General features: G+C 48.6%; 6 protein-coding genes and 1 tRNA gene. 3 read left to right on the top strand and 4 right to left on the bottom strand.

What is annotated here, in order from left to right:
- Positions 1 to 127 precede the first annotated feature (127 nt).
- Positions 128 to 201: transfer RNA gene (locus tag ACI4J0_RS08690), tRNA-Cys, on the top strand.
- Positions 202 to 286: 85 nt separating this feature from the next.
- On the opposite strand, the gene ACI4J0_RS08685 is transcribed toward ACI4J0_RS08690, so the two are convergent.
- The 4 genes from ACI4J0_RS08685 to ACI4J0_RS08670 all read right to left on the bottom strand — a co-directional run bounded on the left by ACI4J0_RS08685 (position 287) and on the right by ACI4J0_RS08670 (position 4,365).
- The gene (locus ACI4J0_RS08685) at positions 287 to 2,293 is read right to left on the bottom strand and encodes a vWA domain-containing protein (RefSeq protein ID WP_439765422.1); all 2,007 of its coding nucleotides are present in this window, start codon (positions 2,291 to 2,293) and stop codon (positions 287 to 289) included.
- A gap of 167 nt (positions 2,294 to 2,460) precedes the next feature.
- Complete coding sequence (locus ACI4J0_RS08680; protein WP_439765421.1) at positions 2,461 to 3,234, bottom strand: sulfite exporter TauE/SafE family protein; 774 nt, start codon at positions 3,232 to 3,234, stop codon at positions 2,461 to 2,463.
- Between the two features lie 8 nt (positions 3,235 to 3,242).
- Positions 3,243 to 3,647, bottom strand: coding sequence for a hypothetical protein (locus tag ACI4J0_RS08675; protein ID WP_439765420.1), 405 nt, complete (start codon positions 3,645 to 3,647; stop codon positions 3,243 to 3,245).
- 25 nt (positions 3,648 to 3,672) lie between these two features.
- Positions 3,673 to 4,365, bottom strand: coding sequence for a DnaJ domain-containing protein (locus tag ACI4J0_RS08670; protein WP_439765419.1), 693 nt, complete (start codon positions 4,363 to 4,365; stop codon positions 3,673 to 3,675).
- Positions 4,366 to 4,646: 281 nt separating this feature from the next.
- Between ACI4J0_RS08670 and ACI4J0_RS08665 the strand changes: the two genes are divergently transcribed.
- On the top strand, positions 4,647 to 5,996 hold the full coding sequence (locus ACI4J0_RS08665; RefSeq protein ID WP_439765418.1) for an MATE family efflux transporter: 1,350 nt from the start codon (positions 4,647 to 4,649) through the stop codon (positions 5,994 to 5,996).
- A gap of 349 nt (positions 5,997 to 6,345) precedes the next feature.
- The coding region (locus tag ACI4J0_RS08660) for a GH36-type glycosyl hydrolase domain-containing protein (protein ID WP_439765417.1) at positions 6,346 to 7,942 on the top strand (1,597 nt) is incomplete at its 3' end.

Below are 7,942 nucleotides of genomic sequence, written 5' to 3'. Positions count from 1 at the left end.
CACCTTGCCAAGGTGGAGGTAGCGAGTTCGAGCCTCGTAATCCGCTCCATTTTTTTCTCTGCTCTTCTTGTTATTTTTGCAGCAGCGAAAATATGCGCTTCTCTTATTTGCAGAGAAAAATATCAAAGGCGCTATAGCCAAGTGGTAAGGCAAGGGACTGCAACTCCCTGACCCCCGGTCCGAATCCGGGTGGCGCCTCCAGAATTAAAGCTCCGATTTTCTCGGGGCTTTATTTTTTTATTTTTTTTCGGAGCCGCTGTATATCGCAGCGGCTCCGATCTATTTATCAGTCAAGCTCGGATCCGGTTTCAAAATATTGCTGTATATAGTATTCAATAAGCATACTGAGGTTCTGTGCGTCGGTACTTGCTGAGCCTTTTAAAAGCTCCCTTGCGCTGTAGGGGTCTGAGCTGCCCATGTATTCGCTGTTCTTGAGGTACATTCCGAACATGGCTGCAGCACCTGCGAGCTTCATTCTGCTGCTTGGAGTTTTGTGCATAAAGCTGTCGTCAACCGAGGCGGAAACAAGCTTTGATTTGCTGCTGTCGGGCTCCTTGCAGCGTATCTTTACGGTACACCATTCATTTGAGCCTGTGGATTTCTGATATTTAAGGCTGCTCTTGGAGTCCGTATCCGCAGGAATTATTTCGTAAAGCACCGTCACGCTCTGACCTGCGCCCACTTCGCCGCCGTCCTTTGTATCATTGTCAAAATCCTCGTTGCCCAGCCGCCTGTTATCATAACCGATGAGACGATAGGACTTTACCTTTTCGGGATTGAACTCAGTCTGAATTTTAACGTCCTTCGCGGCGGTGATGATATTTTCGGTGCGCTCCTCAATAAGCACCTTTGCAGCCTCGTCGGAGCAGTCGATGTAATGATAGCTGCCGTTTCCGTTGTCTGCAAGAGTTTCCATTTTGTTGTCCTTGATGTTTCCCTTGCCGTAGCCTAAAACAGTGAAGAATACGCCGCTCTCGCGCTTTTTCTCAATAAGCTTTTTAAGCTCGCCCTCGTCGGAAATGCCCACGTTAAGGTCGCCGTCGGTGCAGAGGATAATGCGGTTGTTGCCGCCCTCGATAAAGTATTTCTCGGCTATCTCATAAGCCGCATTTATGCCACTTTCGCCGTTGGTGCAGCCGCTTGCTTCCATACAAGAGGCAAGGTCGGTAACAGCGTTTATGCAGCTGCCCTTTGCGCCTGCAAGCACAGTTCTTTCCTCTCCCGAATAGGTGACGATGGATATGGTATCATTTTCGCTCATATTTTTTGTGAGCATTTCAATGGACTCCTTCACCAGGGGCAGCTTATCCGCGTTGTCCATAGAGCCGCTTACGTCCACAAGAAATACAAGATTTGAGTCGGGGATAGTTTCGGGAGCATAAGCCTCGATACCCAGCTGCAATAGCTTTGCGTCCTCATTCCAGGGGCAGTCGGCTATTTCGGAATAAACGGAAAATGTGTCAAGCTTCTGAGTATATCTTTTGTCAGAGCCGTAGTCGTAATCGAAGTAATTTATCATCTCTTCAATGCGCACAGCGTCCTCCGGAATATCGCTGCCGTCGTTTATGAGCCTGCGGATATTTGCATAGGAGGCGGTGTCCACGTCTGCGGCGAAGGTGGAAACGGGGTCGGTGGAAGCTTTTTTGAAGCCGCTTTCATCGGAGTGGGAATACTCCTCTGTGTTGTATTCGGTAGTCGGATAATACCCGCCCTTCATCGATGATGAGCTTGCGGCAGGAGCCTCTGCGGGCTCGTATGCAAGGTCATATTCGGCTTCCTCGATCACTTCCTCCTCGTAATCATAATCGACTCCCTCTCCGCAGTCAACTCCATCGTAGGGAACGGGGCGGTTTGCGCGGTATTTGAGAGTTATTTTGTTAGACGTTCTGCTGATTATCTTTTTGTCGGTATCGTCATAGGAAACGGCTCTGATACAGTATGAGGTGGTCACGGAATAGGTGGTGAAAAACTCGGTGTCATAGGTGGCGCCTATCTTCTCATAGCTTTTCTTGTTTGAGGGCTTTGCGTAAACGTAGTAGAGAAGCGCATTGTCCACAGGCTCCCATCTCAGGGTGCGGCTCTCCACGGAGGAATAGTAGTTATACTCTCTGCTGTCTGCGGTGAGCTTGGGCTTGGACTTCTTGAATTTTAAAATCGCGCTTTCGTCCTCTTTGCTTGAGAAAAGGGTGGGGAGGTCGCTTGTGTCGATCTGCGAACGGGCTTCTGCGGGGAATGATGCCGCACAGCTCAGTGCCATTGCCGCTGCAAGTATTGCCGATAGCTTCTTTTTCATAGTGCATTTTCCTTTCTGTGATGTATTTGAACGTTCTGTATGATATACAATTCTCAAAAGGAAAATTTTTCATGTGTATTTCAAATTTGTAAATTTGTATAATTCGGTCACGCATTATTTGTCTTATATACACAAAAAGCTCTCCCCCTTATGGGAGAGAGCCAATATCATTTTATAAAAATATTCACAGCCATTATTGCCAGTCCCAGCACCGTCAGCACCACGCCCGTAACACGGTTGAGTACCTCGGGAGAAGCCTTGTTAGCAAATTTTGCGGCGATACGTGCCCAAATTAGCGTGAACACAACGCAGAGGACAAGCACCGTCATATCGGGCATACCGCCGATGACAATGTGGGAGACAGCCCCCGTAAAGGCGGTGAATGCCATTATAAAAACGCTGGTGCCTACAGCCGTTTTAAGCTCGTAGCCAAGCACGCTCGTGAGGATAAGAAGCATCATCATTCCGCCGCCTGCGCCGATAAATCCGCAGATAAAGCCTATCATACTTCCGCAGACAATGGACTGTATCACGCGCTTTTTTCCCGAAACATTGTTCATGGTCTCTTTTGTTGTCATAACGGGCTTTACGATGAATTTAATTCCCAGAAGGAAGGTCATAAACACCGAAAAGCTGCCCATTGTCCTGTTCGGAACAAGCTTTGCGACATAGCTTCCCACCATAGTGAACACAAGGACAGCTGCCATCATAATACTGCCGTTTCTTATGTCAAGATTTTTGTTCTTGCCGTAGGTGTACGCCGAGACTGCGCTTGCAAGCACGTCCGAAGCCAGAGCCACGCCCACTGCCTCATAGGCGGGGATATCGAGGAATGTGACCAGCATGGGGGTAATGACCGCCGCAGCGCTCATTCCCGCAAAGCCCGTTCCCAGACCTGCTCCCAGACCTGCAAGGAGGCAGACGATTATTGTTGTAAGCATTTAAAGGTTCACCTGATCTTTACCGTGATTTTTTCGCCGCATTTGGGGCATACGGCAGTATGGGTCCCCGATTTTCTGGGGAGCCTCAGATATGCCTTGCAGCGCCTGCATTTTTTATAGCAGTGCTCCTTGTCGGTAAGCATAGTCTTTGTCATACCGAATTTTTTGATGACCTTTTCCTCAAGCCGCAGATACGCACGGTTTTCAAGACCACGCTTATAAACGTTCTTTGAAAAGCAGCGGAACATCGTCCATATAAAAAGCGCCCAGCTCAGCACGCCGAGAATGACCGAATGTGCAAAAATATTTATGACTGCAAGCACCATAAAAACTGCCACAGACGCTCTGTACAGCCTGTCGGGGCCGTTCCTTCCGAACATAAAGGCAATGAATTTGTTCCTGAATTTTTCCATAAAAAAGACCTCGGTTCAGATAATATCAAATTAAAAACAGAAATCCGAAAAAGCCTATCACCATTCTTACAATAAATGTAAGCACAAGCAGTATTGTGACCGCCGAAAGAATGTTCGGAAGTATCCTTCTGCGCCTGAGAGCCTTGTCATACCGCCTGTGATACTCGGCGGAAAGCTCCGCATAATCGGGGTCGGAGGGGTCTGAGCGCCTTGCTTCATCGGCATAGCGCACAGCGTCCGCATATTCGCCCGAGGCACTGCATACCTGTGCGGCGTAGTAGTGCCATTTTCCGCCCCTCATAACTACCCTGTTCAGAAGGGAAGCGGCGGCGGAAAGGTTGCCCTCCGCAATATATCGGCTCACCTTTTCGTATATCTCGCCCTCGTTCATCTGTGAAGCCGCCGTGCCGAAGCCGAAGGCTCCGAAGAACGAATTCAGAAAATCGTCCATATCGCCGTACTGATAGGTATATGTGGTGCCGCCCGATGAGTAGGACTGACCGCCCGAATACGACTGCCCGCCCTTGTATGCGTCCGCCTGCCCCGATTTTATCATTTCGTAGGCTTCGTTTATCTCGCTCATCTTCCGTGCCGCTTCGGGGTCGTTGGGGTGCAGGTCGGGGTGATACTGCTTCACAAGGCTGCGGTATTTCTTCTTTATCTCGTCCTCGTCCGCATTGTAGGGGATACCCAGCACCTGATATGGATCAATGCTCATAATCCTTATTCCATCCTTAAATAAAGTTGACAGGTAAATTTTTCTCTTGCTTTATTGTAGCATATTCCCGTTTTTCCGTCAATGGATTTAACCTAATTTTCATTTAACTGTCACCGCAGGGTCAGTTTTTAATCCGATTATAATATTATCTCCAAAAATAAGCTTTGGTATTCGGCAGAAATGTGTTCTGTTAATATGCGGGATATAAAAAAGCAATATTGACTTAATGAGACTGTGATATAATAAATTTTATATGACTATAAATTTCGGAGGTTATCACTTTGAACAGCAAAGCGGCAGATGTTTTTGAAAATGCACCCGTTCCCAAGGCGGTGCTTGTGAATGTTATCCCTTCCATAATCAGTATGCTTATGGTGCTTGTCTATAATCTTGCGGACACCTTTTTCATCGGTCAGACGAAAAATGCCTATATGGTTGCGGCAGTTTCCCTTGCCACACCTGCGTTCCTGCTTTTTATGGCGGTGGGAATGCTCTTCGGCATCGGCGGAACGTCCCTTATCTCAAGGCTTTTAGGCGAGGGCAAAAAGGAAAAGGCTATGCACGCCTGCTCCTTCTGCTTCTGGACAGCAGCGGCTGCGGGAGTTTTCGGAATGCTCCTTATAAACCTTGCGGCGGAGCCTGTGGCAAGGATCGTTGGTGCCAGCTCCGACACCTTTGATTACGTGGTGGAGTACCTTAAAATAGTTTCCTACGGCATACCCTTTCTTGTTATCGGCAATGCGTTCAGCTCCATTATCCGCGCGGAGGGCAAGGCAGGCACGGCTATGGCGGGAATGATCATCGGAAATCTTGCCAATATAATCCTTGACCCCGTTATGATACTTGGATTTCATATGAATGTGGGCGGAGCGGCGGCTGCCACCACCATAGGAAATATGCTCAGCGCATTGTTTTACATCTTCCACTTTGTAAGCGGAAGATCAATGCTCACCATTGACCCGAAGCTCTACAGGGCAGGGGAGGGGATAGCGTCGGGAGTGCTTGCCATCGGCGTTCCTGCGTCCCTCAACAGTATGCTTATGAGCATCTCGAATGTTGTCATAAACAACCTTATGACAAATCACGGGGATATGGCTGTGGCAGGTCTGGGCGTGGCGATGAAGGTGAATATGATAGCCGTAATGCTCCTTATCGGTCTGGGAACGGGCATACAGCCACTGCTCGGCTATAATTTCGGTGCGGGAAACAGGAAACGCTTCAAGAGCATACTGAAATTTTCCCTTATATTCGCGGTCTCTCTCAGCGTGGTTATGACGGTCATATGCTACGCATTTGCGGGACCTATGGTAAACGCATTCCTGGAGGAGCCCAGCGCATACGATTTCGGGATACAGTTTGCCCGTATCTACATCATCTCGGGTCCTATTTTAGGCGTGCTTTTCGTTATGATAAACACCATTCAGGCAATGGGAGCGGCTGTGCCTTCCCTTATCCTTTCCATAAGCCGTCAGGGACTGCTTTTTATGCCTGTGCTGTTTACCGTTAACGCAGTTTTCGGAACGGCTCGTTCTCTTGCATTTGCCCAGCCTGTGACGGATTATCTTGCGGCGGCGCTGGCTATTGTTCTGGCGGTGGTGTCGTTTAAGAAATATTTCAGGGAGAGAGAATAATATCATAAAAAATGCCGCCGTACCCGTCAAAGCCTTCGGGTACGGCGGCATAGCTGTTTATAGGCTTACCAAACAGTAAACACATATCCATCTGAAAATGTCAAGAAAAAAATGGAAAATTGCATTTTGTACCAAATGCACAAAAAACGTTTAAATAATTTGTTATGCACAAATGACACATTACAGTTGAATTAAAACGTTTAATATGGTAAAATAAATAAAGCAATATGCATATCGCCGCCGGAAACATAGGAGATCTATCGGAGAGAAAGCTTTCAGACGGCGAAAAAGGCATAATACACCCCGAAAAAGGGTGGGCTTCAAAAATTATGAAAATGAGGTATGTTCAATGAAATTCGGTTTCTTTGATGACGCTAACAAGGAGTATGTCATTACTTCTCCCAAGACCCCTTATCCCTGGATAAACTATCTCGGAACACAGGACTTTTTCAGCCTTATCTCCAACACCGCAGGCGGCTACAGCTTCTATAAGGATGCACGTCTTGCAAGAATTACCCGTTACCGCTACAACAACGTTCCCGCTGACGCAGGCGGACGCTATTTCTACATAAACGACAACGGCACCGTGTGGAATCCCGGCTGGTCTCCCGTAAAGACCGAGCTTGACGAGTACGTTTGCCGCCACGGTATGGGCTACACCATCATCAAGGGCAAGAAGAACGGTCTCTCCGCCGAGGTAACATTCTTCGTTCCCCAGAACTTCACAGGCGAGGTTCAGAAGGTGGTCCTCAAGAACGAGAGCAGTGAAAAGAAGTCCTTCAAGCTCTTCTCCTTCGTTGAGTGGTGCCTCTGGGACGCTCAGGACGACTCCGCTAACTTCCAGAGAAACTTCAACACGGGCGAGGTCGAGCTGGAGGGCAGCACCATCTACCACAAGACCGAGTACAAGGAAAGAAGAAACCACTTTGCTTTCTATACCGTAAATGAGCCTATCGACGGCTATGATACCGACCGCGAGACCTTTATGGGCAGCATTTACAACGATTTTGCAAACCCCGAGACCGTTTTCGCAGGCGAGCCCAGGAACTCCGTTGCTGACGGCTGGTCTCCCGTTGCTTCCCACTTCAAGAACATCACTCTCGAGGCAGGCGAGACAAAGACTCTCGTTTATGTTCTGGGCTACGTTGAAAATCCCTATCCCGAGAAGTTCAACGCTGACGGCTCAATGAACAAGTCAAGAGCTTACGAGATGATGAAGAAGTTCGACACAGCCGAGAAGGCTGACGCCGCTCTTGATGAACTCAAGAAGACATGGGACGATCTCCTTGCTAAGTACACCATCTCTTCTCCCGACGAGAAGCTCAACAGACAGGTAAATATCTGGAATCAGTATCAGTGTATGGTTACATTCAACCTTTCCCGTTCCGCATCTTACTTTGAGAGCGGTATCGGAAGAGGCATGGGCTTCCGTGACTCCAACCAGGATATCCTCGGCTTTGTTCACCAGATCCCCGAGAGAGCAAGAGAGAGAATTCTGGATATTGCCGCAACCCAGCTTGAGGACGGCGGAAACTATCATCAGTACCAGCCCCTTACCAAGAAGGGCAATGACGCCGCAGGCACAAACTTCAACGACGACCCTCTGTGGATGATACTTTCCACAGCCGCATACATCAAGGAGACAGGCGACTACGGCATACTTAACGAAATGGTTGATTACAAGAACGACCCCGCTCTTGCACAGCCCCTGCTTGACCACCTGAAGAGAAGCTTCTATCACGTTGTAAACAACAAGGGTCCTCACGGTCTGCCCCTTATCGGACGTGCTGACTGGAACGACTGCCTTAACCTGAACTGCTTCTCCCGTGTTCCCGGCGAGAGCTTCCAGAACACCGCAAGCAACATTGCCAAGGAGGTTGACCCCGAGACAGGCGCACCTCTCAACGAGCAGACTGCCGAGTCCGTAATGATCGCAGGTATGTTCA

Origin of the sequence: Huintestinicola sp., from assembly GCF_051882455.1 — a bacterium.
GTDB lineage: Bacteria > Bacillota > Clostridia > Oscillospirales > Ruminococcaceae > Huintestinicola.
Note: the sequence above shows the minus strand (reverse complement) of the source record. Positions and strands in the feature narration are given on the sequence as shown.

What these genes read in the sequence shown, in the direction of transcription:
- ACI4J0_RS08685 (WP_439765422.1), bottom strand. Translation starts at nt 2,293, where the DNA reads ATGAAAAAGAAGCTATCGGCAATACTTGCAGCGGCAATGGCACTGAGC.
- ACI4J0_RS08680 (WP_439765421.1), bottom strand. Translation starts at nt 3,234, where the DNA reads ATGCTTACAACAATAATCGTCTGCCTCCTTGCAGGTCTGGGAGCAGGT.
- ACI4J0_RS08675 (WP_439765420.1), bottom strand. Translation starts at nt 3,647, where the DNA reads ATGGAAAAATTCAGGAACAAATTCATTGCCTTTATGTTCGGAAGGAAC.
- ACI4J0_RS08670 (WP_439765419.1), bottom strand. Translation starts at nt 4,365, where the DNA reads ATGAGCATTGATCCATATCAGGTGCTGGGTATCCCCTACAATGCGGAC.